13 protein-coding genes are annotated in these 13578 nt (G+C 69.7%); 6 read left to right on the forward strand and 7 right to left on the reverse strand.

Annotation, left to right across the window (positions count from 1 at the left end; genetic code table 11):
• The 6 genes from HY68_RS44650 to HY68_RS01945 all read left to right on the forward strand — a co-directional run.
• Positions 1–1669 (forward strand): MinD/ParA family protein (locus HY68_RS44650; RefSeq protein WP_041983763.1); only part of this gene is annotated, 1669 nt, incomplete at its 5' end.
• Positions 1670–1866: 197 nt separating this feature from the next.
• A complete protein-coding gene (locus HY68_RS01925) occupies positions 1867–3738 on the forward strand; it encodes an ABC transporter substrate-binding protein (protein ID WP_041983766.1) in 1872 nt (623 codons plus the stop codon).
• Between the two features lie 3 nt (positions 3739–3741).
• Positions 3742–4818, forward strand: coding sequence for an ABC transporter permease (locus HY68_RS01930; RefSeq protein ID WP_041983769.1), 1077 nt, complete (start codon positions 3742–3744; stop codon positions 4816–4818).
• Positions 4815–5777 (forward strand): ABC transporter permease, encoded by a 963-nt coding sequence (locus HY68_RS01935; RefSeq protein WP_041983771.1) that lies wholly within the window; start codon positions 4815–4817, stop codon positions 5775–5777. Before HY68_RS01930 ends, HY68_RS01935 begins: the two co-directional genes overlap by 4 nt.
• A complete protein-coding gene (locus tag HY68_RS01940; protein WP_041983774.1) occupies positions 5774–6793 on the forward strand; it encodes an ABC transporter ATP-binding protein in 1020 nt (339 codons plus the stop codon). The genes HY68_RS01935 and HY68_RS01940 overlap by 4 nt, the downstream gene beginning before the upstream one ends.
• Before the next feature lie 23 nt (positions 6794–6816).
• Complete coding sequence (locus tag HY68_RS01945; RefSeq protein ID WP_041983776.1) at positions 6817–7815, forward strand: ABC transporter ATP-binding protein; 999 nt, start codon at positions 6817–6819, stop codon at positions 7813–7815.
• A 146-nt stretch (positions 7816–7961) separates the two neighbouring features.
• On the opposite strand, the gene HY68_RS01950 is transcribed toward HY68_RS01945, so the two are convergent.
• From HY68_RS01950 to infB, 7 genes are all read right to left on the reverse strand, one after another.
• Complete coding sequence (locus tag HY68_RS01950) at positions 7962–8264, reverse strand: hypothetical protein (protein WP_041983778.1); 303 nt, start codon at positions 8262–8264, stop codon at positions 7962–7964.
• Positions 8265–8354: 90 nt separating this feature from the next.
• Positions 8355–8570, reverse strand: a complete 216-nt coding sequence (locus HY68_RS41780) for an SAV_915 family protein (protein ID WP_041983781.1) — start codon at positions 8568–8570, stop codon at positions 8355–8357.
• Positions 8571–8627: 57 nt separating this feature from the next.
• Positions 8628–9581 (reverse strand): bifunctional riboflavin kinase/FAD synthetase, encoded by a 954-nt coding sequence (locus HY68_RS01960; protein WP_078863386.1) that lies wholly within the window; start codon positions 9579–9581, stop codon positions 8628–8630.
• A 132-nt stretch (positions 9582–9713) separates the two neighbouring features.
• On the reverse strand, positions 9714–10613 hold the full coding sequence (truB, locus tag HY68_RS01965; protein ID WP_041983783.1) for a tRNA pseudouridine(55) synthase TruB: 900 nt from the start codon (positions 10611–10613) through the stop codon (positions 9714–9716).
• Complete coding sequence (gene rbfA / locus HY68_RS01970; protein WP_041983786.1) at positions 10610–11068, reverse strand: 30S ribosome-binding factor RbfA; 459 nt, start codon at positions 11066–11068, stop codon at positions 10610–10612. Before rbfA ends, truB begins: the two co-directional genes overlap by 4 nt.
• 40 nt (positions 11069–11108) lie before the next feature.
• A complete protein-coding gene (locus HY68_RS01975; RefSeq protein WP_041994992.1) occupies positions 11109–11402 on the reverse strand; it encodes a DUF503 domain-containing protein in 294 nt (97 codons plus the stop codon).
• A gap of 136 nt (positions 11403–11538) precedes the next feature.
• Positions 11539–13578: translation initiation factor IF-2 (gene infB, locus HY68_RS01980; protein WP_078863387.1), on the reverse strand; the 2040-nt coding region annotated here is incomplete at its 5' end.

Genomic DNA, 13578 nt, shown 5'->3' on the forward strand with positions numbered 1-13578 from the left:
CGGGTACGGCTTCCCCCAGCAGGGACCGCCCGCGCCGCACGGGCAGCAGCCGTACCCGCCCCAGCAGCCCTATCCCGGTCAGCAGCCGTATCCGCCGCAGCAGGGCAGGCCCGGCGCTCCCCCGGCACCGGCTCCCGCGCCGCTGCCTCCGCAGTCGACCGGGCCCGGCCCGTCGGCCAACCTGCCCGTGCAGGCGTCGCAGAACCTCCCCGCCCAGCAGCAGCCGCCGGCCCAGCAGCCCCAGCAACAGCCGCCGCACCAGGCGCCGCCGGTGGATCCGCGGAGCGGGGCGGCCTGGCCGTCCCCCGTCTCGCACGACCATCGCGAGCGTTCGGTGCCCGGCGCGCCGCTCGGTTACACGGCGGCCGTCGAGCTGTCGTCCGACCGGCTGCTGCGCAACAACAAGCAGAAGGCCAAGAGCAGTCGCGGGCCGTCCGCCGCCGCGCGGTTCAAGATCGGCGGCAAGGCGGCGGAGGCCGAGCGGCTGCGCAAGCTGGAGCTGATCCGCACCCCGGTGCTGTCCTGCTACCGGATCGCGGTCATCAGCCTCAAGGGCGGTGTCGGCAAGACGACCACGACCACGGCGCTCGGCTCCACGCTCGCCACCGAGCGGCAGGACAAGATCCTGGCGATCGACGCCAACCCGGACGCCGGGACGCTCGGCCGCCGGGTGCGCCGCGAGACCGGGGCGACCATCCGCGACCTGGTGCAGGCGATCCCGTATCTCAACAGCTACATGGACATCAGGCGCTTCACCTCGCAGGCGTCGTCGGGCCTTGAGATCATCGCGAACGACGTCGACCCCGCGGTCTCCACGACGTTCAACGACGAGGACTACCGCCGTGCGATCGAGGTGCTGGGCAAGCAGTACCCGATCATCCTGACCGACTCGGGTACGGGCCTGCTCTACAGCGCCATGCGCGGGGTGCTGGACCTGGCCGATCAGCTGATCATCATTTCGACGCCGTCCGTCGACGGTGCCAGCAGCGCGTCCACGACGCTCGACTGGCTGTCGGCGCACGGCTACGCCGATCTCGTACAGCGGTCCCTCACGGTCATCTCCGGGGTGCGCGAGACCGGAAAGATGATCAAGGTGGACGACATCGTCCAGCACTTCGAGACGCGCTGCCGCGGTGTGGTCGTGGTGCCCTTCGACGAACACCTGTCGGCGGGCGCCGAGGTGGACCTCGACATGATGCGCCCCAAGACACGGGAGGCGTACTTCAACCTCTCCGCGCTGGTCGCCGAGGACTTCTCGCGCGCCCAGAACGCGCAGGGGCTGTGGACGGCCGACGGCAACCCGCCGCCGCACATGGTGCCGCCGATGCCGGGCATCCCGGGATATCCGGCGCCGGGTCAGCAGACACCCGGTCAGCCGACGCCCGGTCAGCCGTATCCGCAGCAGCAACCGCCACCGCCGTACGGTCAGCAGCCCGGACAGCCGCAGCCGTACCCGCAGCAGCAACAGCCGCCCCAGCACCAGCAGCCCCCGCAGCAGCCCTATCCGTACGCACAGCCTCATCCGCAGCAGCCGCCACAGCGGCCCGGTCCGCCGCAGGGCTGGCAGAGCCCGTTTCCACCGGAGGGCCAACCGGATCTGCAGGGTCCGGTTCCTCCGGAGGGGCGGCCTCCGCAGCCCCCACAGGCACCGCCAGCGCCTCAGCAGTAAGGCGACAGAGGTTTAGACCAATGAGGGTCCGCACCGTCTTCACGGTACGGACCCTCAGGGCATTCCCGCAGACCACACCGGGTTTTGACGGCCGTTGACGTGGCTGGACAAGCGCTGATAAACCTTCGCTTCACCAGATGTCGACCCACAAACAACCCAGTCTCTTCTTGCGAGTGATGACACGAGGTCACCGGCCCATGGTCCACAGTTCTCCGCGCACACCGCGCCTGCCCGTTCGGCTACGTTCCCGCTTCCGACTGCTCCTGGGCTCCGGTGCCGCCGCCGCCGCACTGGTGGCCGCGAGTGTGATCCCCTTCGGCCCGCTCGCCCCCGCGCCCCAGCAGGCACAGGCCGCCGACAGCGGCGGCAAGAAGGTCCTCACCGTCGCGGTCAGTCAGAGCGTGGACTCCCTGTCGCCGTTCCTGGCCCAGTCATTGGTCAGTACCAGCGTGCTGCGGCTGGGCTACGAGTTCCTGACGAACTACGACCCCAAGGACGCCCACACCGTCCCCGGCTTCGCCACCGCGTGGAAGACCTCGCCGGACAAGCTGACCTGGACCTTCACCATCCGGAACAACTCCAAGTGGTCCGACGGTGTGCAGGCGACAGCCGCGGACGCCGCCTGGACGTTCAACAAGATGATGTCGGACCCGAACGCGGCCACCGCCAACGGCAGCTTCACCGCCAACTTCAAGAAGGTCACGGCGCCCGACCCGGCCACCCTCGTGATCCAGCTGAAGAAGCCGCAGGCCACGATGTTGGCGCTGGACGTGCCGATCGTGCCCAAGCACATCTGGGAGAAGGTCACCGACTTCTCGAAGTTCAACAACGACAAGTCGTTCCCCATCGTCGGCAACGGCCCGTTCGTCATCACGGACTTCAAGGTCGACCAGTACATCAAGCTCAAGCCGAACAAGTCCTTCTGGCGCGGCGCGCCCAAGTTCGACGAGCTGGACTTCAGGTACTACAAGGACCAGGACGCGGCGGTCGCCGCCCTGCAGAAGGGCGAGGTCTCCTTCGTATCGAACCTGACCCCCGCCCAGGCCACCGCGCTCAAGACCACCGACAACATCAAGGTGAACGACGCACCGGGCCGCCGCTTCTACGCCCTCGCGACCAACCCGGGCGCGAAGGCCAAGAACGGCGAGAAGATGGGCAACGGCAATCCCGCGCTGCTCGACCCTGCGGTGCGCAAGGCGCTGTTCGAGTCCGTCGACATCAACACCATCATCGACAAGGTCTTCCAGGGCCACGCCGCCAAGGGTGAGGGCTACATCCCGCCGCGCTTCTCCTCGTACTTCTGGAAGCCGTCCGACACCCAGCGCATCCCGTTCGACCCGGCGAAGGCGGCGCAGACCCTCCAGCAGGCCGGCTACAAGAAGAGCGGCGGCAAGCTGCTCGGCAAGAACGGCAAGCCGCTGAACCTGCGCATCCTCTGCCACGCCACCGACCCGAACGACAAGGCCGTCGGCAAGTACCTCCAGGAGTGGTGGGCCAAGCTCGGCATCGGGCTGAAGGTCGACTGCCTCGACAACGTCGGCGACCCGTGGCTCGCCGGCGACTACGACCTGGCGATCGACGGCTGGTCGGTCAACCCGGACCCGGACTACGTCCTGTCCATCCATACGTGTGACGCGCTGCCCGCCACGCCCAAGGACAGCCCGGCCACGGACAACTTCATCTGCGACAAGCAGTACGACGCGCTCTACAAGAAGCAGGCGGCGGAGTACGACCCCGCGAAGCGCGCCGATCTGGTGAAGCAGATGGAATCGCGTCTTTACGACACCGGATACATGAATGTCATGGCCTATCCGAACGCCGTCGAGGCGTACCGTACGGACCAGATCAAGTCCATCACGACGATGCCGGAGGCCGCCGGCAACATCTGGGGCCAGGACGGCTACTGGAGCTGGTGGTCGGCCGTTCCGGCGGACAGCAGCAGTGACAGCTCCGGCGGTTCGTCCTCGACCGGCCTGATCATCGGGATCGTGGCCGTTGTCGTGATCGCCGGCGGACTTGGGCTGTTCGTCATGATGCGTCGCCGTTCCACCGCGGAAGACCGTGAATAATCCATGAGCACCGCAAGCACCCCCGGTGTGGTGCGGGAAGCGGCCGGCGGCCCGGTGAAGACCGGGCCGTCCGGCGCCGCCGCCCGCGCCGGCTCCGGCACCAGGACCGCGTATCTGCTGTATGTGGCGGGCAAGCTGGCAGGCGCCGTCGTCTCCCTCTTCGCCGTGCTCGTCACCAGCTTCTTCCTCTTCCGGGTCATCTCGCGCGACCCGATCAGGACCATGACCCAGGGCGTTCCGACGTCCGCCGCCCAACTGGCGACGCTGCGCCATCAGTTCGGTCTTGACCTGCCCATGTGGCAGCAGTTCACGAACTACTGCGGCGACGCGCTCACCGGCGACCTCGGCACGTCGTACCAGTTCCACGCGCCGGTCGGCCAGCTGATCCTGGAGAAGGTCCCGGCGACACTGCTGCTCACGGGTGTCGCCGTGCTGATCTACTCCGCGCTCGGCCTGTGGCTCGGCACCCGCTCCGCCTGGCACAACGGCGGGCTGGGCGACCGGTTCAACACCGGGCTCGCGCTGACGCTGTGGTCGATCCCGGGCTTCTGGCTCGGGCTGCTGCTGATCATCGTGTTCTCCGTGGGCATGGGTCCCATTCCGGGGATATTTCCCACGGGCGGTATGTCGTCGGGCGACTCGTCCGGCTTCGGGTACGTCTTGGACGTCACCCATCACATGGTGCTGCCGGTGATCACCCTCGTCGCCGTCGGATACGCCCAGACCCTGCTCGTCATGCGGTCCTCGCTGCTGGACGAGATGGGCAGCGACTATCTGACGACGGCGCGCGCGAAGGGGCTGCGGGACGACCTCGTACGCCGCAGGCACGCCGTGCCCAACGCGCTGCTGCCGACGGTCACGATGGTCTTCATCAACGTCGGTTTCGTGGCGGGCGGTTCGATCCTCGTCGAGACCGTCTTCTCCTGGCCGGGCCTCGGCCAGCTGTTCTACCAGGCGCTGAGCGTGCCCGACCTGCCGCTCGTGCAGGGGCTGTTCGTCGTCTTCGCCGGTGCGATGATCCTGATGAACCTCCTCGCCGACCTGCTCTATCCGCTGCTCGATCCCCGGGTGGGCCGATGACCGTCGCGAATACCCAGACCCCCGACACGCCGGACACCCCCGAGCCCGCCGAAGCGCCCCGGGCGCGGGCCAGTTCCTCCTCGCTCGCCTGGGAGCAGCGGCGCGCGTCGACCGCCCGCTTCTGGCGGCAGTACCGGACGAACAGGGCCGGGCTCATCGGGCTCGTCGGGCTCGTGGTGATCGGGCTCATCGCCGTACTCGCCCCGCTGCTCGTCGGCAGCGACGTACAGAGTGTGACCGAGGCACCGGGCAAGGCGCTGGAGGCGCCGAGCGGTCAGTTCCCGCTCGGCACCGACCAGTTCGGCCGGTCGCTGCTCGGCCTGCTGGTCTGGGGCTCCCGGGTCTCGCTGACCGTGGGGCTGCTGGCGGCCGCGCTGTCCGTGGCCATCGGGACCCTGGTCGGCATCATCTCCGGGCACTTCGGCGGCTGGTTCTCGACCGTCGTCATGCGGATCACCGACTGGTTCCTGGTGATGCCGACGCTGGTGCTGGCGATCGTGCTGACGACGGTGATGTCCCGCTCCATCTGGACGGTCATCCTGGCGATCGGTGTGACGAGCTGGCCGACGACCGCGCGGCTGGTGCGCGCGCAGACCATCGCCGTCGAGTCGCGCCCGTACATCGAACGGGCCAGAGCGCTCGGCGGCGGGCACGGCCATGTCATGAGCCGGCACGTGCTGCCCAACGTGATGCCGCTGGTGCTCGCGCAGACCACCCTCGGCATCTCCAGCGCGATCCTCACCGAAGCCACGCTCGCCTTCCTCGGCCTCGGCGACCCGACGGTCATCTCCTGGGGCGGCATGCTCCAGGACGCCCGCGAGGCGGGCGCCGTCTCCTCGGGGCACTGGTGGTACCTGGCGCCGCCCGGAATCGCCATCGCCCTGGTCGCCCTGGCCTTCACACTCTGCGGTCGCGCCATCGAGACCGTGCTCAACCCGAAGCTTGGGGTGGCCAGATGACGTCGTCGAACCTCCTGGAGATCAAGGACCTGCGGGTCACCTACGGCTCGGGAGCCGCCGCCGTCCCCGCCGTGCGGGGCGTCGACCTGGCCGTCGAGCCCGGCAAGAAGCTCGGTATCGCGGGCGAGTCAGGGTGCGGCAAGTCCACGCTGGCCCTGGCGCTGCTGCGGCTGCTGCCCGCGACGGCGAAGCTGTCCGGGGAGATCCTGCTCGACGGCGAGGACGTCCTCACGATGAAGTGGGGCCGGCTGCGCGCCGTGCGGTGGGCGGGCGCCTCGATCGTCTTCCAGGGCGCGATGCACTCGCTCAACGCGGTGCACCGCATCGGGGACCAGATCGCCGAACCGGTCCTGCTGCACCAGCACGCGACCCCGGCGGCCGGGCGCAAGCGCGCCATCGAGCTGCTGGAACAGGTCGGCCTGCCGGCCGCCCGCGCCGACGCCTATCCGCACGAGCTGTCCGGCGGGCAGCGTCAGCGCGTGATGATCGCGATGGCGCTCGCCTGCGATCCGCGGCTGATCGTCGCGGACGAGCCGACCACGGCGCTGGACGTGATGATCCAGGCGCAGATCCTGCGGCTCATCGAACAGCTCGTCGCGGAGAAGGACATCAGTCTGCTGATGATCAGCCACGACCTGGCCGTCCTCTCGGACACCTGCGACCGGCTCGCCGTCATGTACGCGGGCCGGATCGTCGAGGAGGGCCCGGCGAAGGCCGTGTACGACAACGCGGCGCACCCCTACGGAAGCGCGCTGTCCGCCGCCTTCCCGAGGATCGGCGACCCGGCCTCCCGGCGCGCCCCGCGCGGACTGCCCGGCGATCCGCCCGACCCTTCGGCGCTGCCGTCCGGCTGTACGTTCCATCCGCGCTGCCCGGTCGCCCTCGACAGCTGCGCGCACGAGGACCAGGAACTGCGGGACGCGGGCCCCGGCAGGCGCGCCGCGTGCGTGCACGTGTCCCCGGCCGGCCCCGCGGTCCCCACCGCCCCCGAGGCATCGGCGGGGAGCCCGGCATGACGGCCACCCCTCAGGAGCTACCCATGACCATCACCCCGCTGCTCTCGGCCGCCGAGCTGAACGTCACCTTCCCCGGCAGGCGCGGCGCGGCCCCCGCGCGCGCGGTCGACGGGGTCGACCTCGACATCGGGGCCGGGGAGATCGTGGCCCTGGTCGGCGAGTCCGGCTGCGGCAAGACGACGCTGGCGCGCGCGCTGCTCGGCCTGGTCCCGCCGACGTCGGGAGCGATCACCTTCGCGGGCGAACGGCTCGACTACCACGCTCGGGCGCTGAAGTCCTACCGTAAACGCGTCCAGTTGGTCCTCCAGGACCCGAGCGGCTCCCTCAACCCACGGCACACGGTGTACGACGCGGTGGCCGAGGGCCTGCGGATCCACGGTCGCCCGGCCGACGAGCGCGAGGCGGTCGCGGAAGCGCTGTCACTCGCGGGGCTGCGCCCGCCCGAGCGGTTCTTCCTGCGCTACCCGCACGAGCTGTCCGGCGGCCAGCGGCAGCGCGTCGTCATCGCCGGCGCGCTGGTCCTGAAGCCCGAACTGATCGTCGCGGACGAGCCGGTGGCGTCCCTGGACGCGTCGGTACGCGGCGAGATCCTGGCGCTGCTGCTGTCGCTACGCGACGAACTCGGCCTGTCGGCACTGGTGGTGACCCACGACCTGGGCCTCGCCTGGAACATCGCGGACCGGGTGGCGGTGATGTACCTGGGCCGGATCGTGGAGACGGGGCCGGTCGAGAAGGTACTGACGGCGCCTCAGCATCCTTACACACAGGCACTGTTGTCGGTCCTCCCGGAGTCGGAGGGCGACCCGGTGGTCCTGACGGGCGAACCCCCGGACCCGTCCCGCATCCCGGAAGGCTGCCGATTCCACGCCCGCTGCCAGGTACTGGCGTCGGGCGAGGCGGAACGGGCGGGCGTGGCGGACCAGTGCCGCACGAAGGCGCTACCGGTACTGACGGGGGGCGACGCGGCGCAGGTGGCGTGCCACTGGGCTACGGCGACGGCCACGGCACCGCAGGCGGGATGACGCGTGGCCGTTCGCAGCGCGACGGCCGCGCCGCCGACGGCTTCAGCTGGGGGACAGCGCCCGTCGCGCTCTGACCTCCGCCGGCAGCTCCCGTACCAGCGACGCCGCGAGCAGTGTGCCCAGCAGCCACGCAAACAGCGGTGCGATCAACGGCGCGAGGAGCAGCGCCGGTGCCAGGTCTCCTCCGCCGTCGTGGCCGGCGCGGCTAGCGCGGCCGCCAACTGCCGCCGCCCCCTGACCCAGCCCCAGACCCCGGCGGCGGCACACACCGCGCCGTACGCCACCTCGCAGCCGGTGCGCCACCCGGAGGGCATCCCGGACACGAGGTCGTGGAACGCCACGAGCAGCGCCACGAACACCAGGGTCATGACGAGCAGCGAGAAGCCGCTGACGACGACGCGGCGCAGCCAGTAACGCGGTCCTCTGCGGTACCAGGTGGTGCCGACCAACGGCAGCCGACGTTCGAAGCGCCGTGCAGGAGACCGCCGACCACGCCGTGGTCGTGGATGTCCTCGCGCCAGTGCTCGTGGAACGTCTCGTCAAGCAGGTCGGTCGCGCCGATCGAGGCGCACCTGGGGCAGCCGGGCGTCGCGCATGGTCTCGGCGAACGGACCGAGTGATACGGCGATCCAGGGCTGTGCCGGACCGAGCGCTTCGACGAGTCCGCTCAGGCTCGTGAAGGCCACCGGCACCGGCGGACCGGTCGGTGAACGGATGGCCGTACCGGACGAAAGACGCCCAAATTCGTCAGCCATGACCACTGCATGCGAGAACTTGAACGGCTGGTGGCCGGAGATTGACCAGCTGTTACATCAGTGCGCGTCGTAGCGGTCGATCAGTTCTCGGGAGCGCTTCACGTCGTCGCCGATCGCTTCCAGCAGCGCGTCGATCGACTCGAACTTCTGCTGGCCCCGGACGTACGACAGGAAGTCGACCGTCACATGGAGCCCGTAGAGGTCCAGGCCCACCCGGTCGATCGCGTACGCCTCGACCGTTCGTTCCGTACCCGCGAACTGGGGGTTCGTGCCCACCGAGATCGCCGCCGGCATGCGTTCGCCTGCCGCCGTGAGCCAGCCCGCGTACACGCCGTCGGCGGGGACCGCCGTGTGCGGCAGGACCTCCACGTTGGCCGTGGGGTAGCCGAGTTCGCGGCCGCGCTGCGCGCCGCGGACCACGATGCCCTCGACGCGGTGCGGCCTGCCGAGGATCTCCGCCGCGCCCGCCACGTCGCCTTCGGCGACCAGCCGGCGGGTCAGCGTGGACGAGAAGGGCTCGCCGCCGCCCGCGGCGCCGCTCACGTAGAGGTCGACGACCTCGACCTCGTAGTCGTACGTCTCGCCCAGCTCCGCGAGGACGGTGACGTTGCCCGCCGCCTTGTGGCCGAAGCGGAAGTTCGGCCCTTCGATGACCGCGCGGGTGTGCAACTTGTCGACCAGTACCTTCACGATGAAGTCGGCCGGCGACAGCTTCGAGAACTCGACGGTGAACGGCAGGATCAGCTGCGCGTCCACGCCCAGTTCGGCCATGAGTTCCGCGCGCCGGTGGTGGGGGGCGAGCAGCGGGGGGTGGCTGCCGGGGCGTACCACCTCGCTGGGGTGCGGGTCGAAGGTCACCACGACCGACGGCACGCCCAGTTCACGGGCGCGCTCCACGGCCCTGCCGATGATCAGCTGGTGCCCCCGGTGCACCCCGTCGTAGGAGCCGATGGTGACGACGCTGCGCCCCCAGTCCTGGGGGATGTCCTCCAAGCCGCGCCAGCGCTGCACTGTGACCGCTCCTCGCCCAAACCGTGTACGTGATTGCCGATGTAGCCAGGTCCAAGACTGCCATGCCGGGACGTTCCGCTCCGCATCGGCATCGCGCGAACGCGAGCGGCATCGCGTGAGCCGGTCAGCCGGTCAGCCGAAGACGGCCAGGCTCTTCGCCTTGCCGTGCTGTTCCTCGACGAGCGCCAGGAATCGTCCGTCAGGTCCGAACACGGCGACCGGCGCGCTCGCGAACTCGGGCATCTCCAGCCGCACCCCGTTGAGCAGCAGCTTCGCCCGCCGCTCGTCGACGTCCCAGCGGGCGAACGCGGCGCCCGCCGCGTCGGCGACCGGCATGACGGTCAGTTCCTCCTGGAGCTGGTCCAGGGTCTTCGCGCCGTCGAGGGCGTACGGCCCGACCCGGGTCCTGCGCAGGGCCGTCAGATGACCGCCGACCCCGAGCCCGGCGCCGAGATCGCGGGCGAGCGCCCGGATGTAGGTGCCGGAGGAGCAGACGACGGAGACGACGAGGTCCATGACAGGGGTGCCGTCATCGGCGACGGCCGGGCGTACGTCGTACACCTGGAACGACGAGACGGTGACGGGCCGCGCCGGGATCTCGAACTCCTCGCCGCCGCGCACCCGCGCGTACGACCGCTTGCCGTCGATCTTGATGGCGCTGACCTTCGAGGGCACCTGCATGATCGGCCCGGTCAGCTCGGCGACACCGGCGTCGATCGCTTCGCGGGTGACCGCGGAGGCGTCGGCGGACGAGGTGATCTCGCCCTCGGCGTCGTCGGTGACGGTGTCCTGGCCCAGCCGGATCGTGCCGAGGTATTCCTTCTCCGTCAGCGCGAGATGGCCGAGGAGCTTGGTGGCCCGCTCGACGCCGAGGACGAGTACGCCCGTGGCCATGGGGTCGAGGGTGCCGGCGTGGCCGACCCGGCGGGTCCTGGCGATCCCGCGCATCTTGGCGACGACGTCGTGCGAGGTGAAGCCCGACGGCTTGTCGACGATGACAAGGCCGTCGGGCGTCGCGGTCTGCTGTGTCATTCGGAGCTGTCGCCGTCCGTCTCGGCGATGTCGTCCTCGCCGGGCTTGCGGTACGGGTCGGCCTCGCCCGCGTAGGTCTTGCCGGTCGACACCTCCCGTACCTCGGCGTCCTTGGCGCGCGCCTTGTCGAGGAGGTCCTCGATGGTGCGCGCGTTGTCCGGCAGGGCATCGGGGACGAAGGCCAGGCTCGGTGTGTGGCGCACACCTGTCTGCCGTCCCACCTCGGAGCGGAGCACGCCCTTGGCGCTCTCCAGGGCGGCCGCCGAGGCGGCGCGCTCCTCGTCGTCGCCGTAGACCGTGTAGAAGACCGTGGCCTCCCGCAGGTCGCCGGTGACCCGGGCGTCCGTGATGGTCACGAAGCCCAGCCGCGGGTCCTTGATACGCCGGTCCAGGGTCTCCGCGACCACGACCTGGATGCGATCGGCGAGCTTGCGTGCCCGCGCGTTGTCGGTCACCGGTCCGTCACTCTTCCTTCTGGGTTTCTGGTGCTACAGGTCAGTCGTCTTCGCCGTGCAGGCGCCGCCGTACGGCGAGCAGTTCCACCTCGGGGTGTCCCGCGACCATGCGTTCGCACCGGTCGAGGACGTCCGTGAGATGGCCCCAGTCCCCCGACACCACCGCCAGACCGATCTCGGTCCTGCGGTGCAGGTTCTGGTCTCCCGTCTCCGCCGCGCTGACCGCGAACTTGCGTTGCAGCTCCGCGACGATCGGACGCACGACGGAGCGTTTCTCCTTCAGCGACCGTACGTCGCCGAGAAGCAGGTCGAAGGACAGTGTCCCCACGTACATGCGGATCCGGATGTCCCGCCGGTTCGGGGTCATTTCCCCCGCCATCGCTTGGCGCGGGTATATGAACCGTACACGCGCGGCCGGGGCCGATCGACGGAAATTATCTCCGTCGACCGGCCCCGGCGGTCGCCGTGCGTCAGCCGCGCGGCTTCTCGCGCATCTCGTACGTCGCGATGACGTCGTCGATCTTGATGTCGTTGAAGTTCCCGAGGTTGATACCGCCCTCGAAGCCTTCGCGGATCTCGGTGACATCGTCCTTGAAGCGGCGCAGACCCTGGATGTTGAGGTCCTCCGCGATGACCTTGCCGTCGCGGACGAGCCGGGCCTTCGTGTTGCGCTTGACCTCGCCGGAGCGGATGAGAACACCCGCGATGTTGCCCAGCTTGGACGAGCGGAAGACCTCGCGGATCTCCGCCGTACCCAGCTCGACCTCTTCGTACTCCGGCTTGAGCATGCCCTTGAGGGCCGCTTCGATCTCTTCGATCGCCTGGTAGATGACCGAGTAGTACCGGACGTCCACCCCTTCGCGCTCGGCCATCTGCGCGGCACGCCCCGCGGCGCGCACGTTGAAGCCGATCACGATGGCGTCGGAGCCCATCGCCAGGTCGATGTCCGACTCGGTGACCGCACCCACACCGCGGTGCAGCACCCGGATGTCGACCTCTTCGCCGACGTCGAGCTGGAGCAGCGAGGACTCGAGGGCCTCCACCGAACCGGACGCGTCGCCCTTGATGATGAGGTTGAGCTCCTGTACCAGGCCTGCCTTGAGGGCCTCGTCCAGGTTCTCCAGGGAGAACCGGACGCCCCTGCGGGCGAAGGCCGCGTTCCGCTCACGAGCGGCACGCTTCTCGGCGATCTGCCGGGCCGTGCGGTCGTCGTCGACAACGAGGAAGTTGTCGCCGGCGCCGGGGACGTTGGTGAGTCCCAGGACCAGGACGGGCGTCGAAGGTGTCGCCACGTCGACGTTGTCGCCGTTGTCGTCGAGCATCGCCCTGACGCGGCCGTACGCGTCACCGGCGACCATCGTGTCACCGACGCGCAGCGTGCCGCGCTGGACGAGCACGGTGGCGACGGCGCCGCGGCCACGGTCGAGGTGTGCCTCGATCGCGATGCCCTGCGCGTCCTGCTCCGGGTTGGCCCGCAGGTCGAGCGAGGCGTCGGCCGTGAGGATCACGGCCTCCAGCAGGCTGTCGATGTTCAGACCCTGCTTGGCGGAGATGTCGACGAACATGGTGTCGCCGCCGTACTCCTCGGCCACCAGACCGAACTCGGTGAGCTGACCGCGCACCTTGGTCGGGTCGGCGCCCTCGACGTCGATCTTGTTGACCGCGACCACGATCGGCACGTCGGCCGCCTTGGCGTGGTTCAGCGCCTCGATCGTCTGGGGCATCACACCGTCGTTGGCCGCGACCACCAGGATCGCGATGTCGGTGGACTTCGCACCACGGGCACGCATGGCGGTGAACGCCTCGTGGCCCGGGGTGTCGATGAAGGTGATCCTGCGCTCTTCACCGTTGACGTCCGTGGCGACCTGGTAGGCACCGATGTGCTGGGTGATTCCGCCGGCCTCGCCTGCGACGACGTTCGTCTTGCGGATCGCGTCCAGCAGCCTCGTCTTACCGTGGTCGACGTGACCCATGACGGTCACGACCGGCGGACGGGACACGAGCGATTCCTCGCCGCCCTCGTCCTCGCCGAACTCGATGTCGAAGGACTCGAGAAGCTCGCGGTCCTCCTCCTCCGGGCTGACGATCTCGACGACGTAGTTCATCTCGCCGGCGAGCAGGTGCAGCGTCTCGTCGGAGACGGACTGCGTGGCAGTGACCATCTCGCCGAGGTTCATCATCACGGCGACGAGCGACGCCGGGTTGGCGTTGATCTTCTCCGCGAAGTCGGTGAGGGACGCACCGCGCGACAGCCGGACACTCTGGCCCTGGCCACGCGGCAGCATCACGCCGCCTACCGACGGGGCCTGCATGGCCTCGTACTCCTGGCGCCTCTGCCTCTTCGACTTACGGCCACGACGGGCGGGCCCGCCGGGACGGCCGAACGCGCCCTGTGTGCCACCACGGCCACCGGGACCACCCGGACGTCCGCCGAAGCCGGGACGGCCACCGCCGCCACCGAAACCGCCGCCTCCGGGACGACCCGGAGCTCCGCCGCCACCACCGGGGCG

Source organism: Streptomyces sp. AcH 505 (assembly GCF_000818175.1).
GTDB lineage: Bacteria > Actinomycetota > Actinomycetes > Streptomycetales > Streptomycetaceae > Streptomyces.